1 protein-coding gene is annotated in these 226 nt (G+C 65.0%); it reads right to left on the bottom strand.

The window, feature by feature from the left end; all coding sequences use genetic code 11:
- Positions 1-226, bottom strand: a 226-nt coding sequence (locus IAE24_RS30115) for a bacteriophage T4 gp5 trimerisation domain-containing protein (protein WP_442778781.1), incomplete at both ends; no start/stop codon positions are given.

The following is a 226-nucleotide window of genomic DNA, read 5'->3' as shown; positions in this document are numbered from 1 at the left end:
CTCCGTGCGGTTGTTGTGCACGGTGATGGTCTCGTCGCGGTCCACGGTCTCGGTGCGGTCGCGGTGGATGACGTTGGTCTCGTCACGGTCCACGGTCTTGCGCCGGTCGTTGCCCACCCATTTGTCCTCGTCGTTCTCGACTTCGGTGAGCTGGTCCTTTTGCGCGTGCAGCCACAGCTGCTCTTGCCCGGCCTTGTCCTCGAAGCGGATGGCGTTGGCGTCGCCC

This window comes from Delftia sp. S65, from assembly GCF_016516495.1.
In the GTDB taxonomy this organism is placed as follows: domain Bacteria; phylum Pseudomonadota; class Gammaproteobacteria; order Burkholderiales; family Burkholderiaceae_C; genus Comamonas; species Comamonas acidovorans.
Note: the sequence above shows the minus strand (reverse complement) of the source record. Positions and strands in the feature narration are given on the sequence as shown.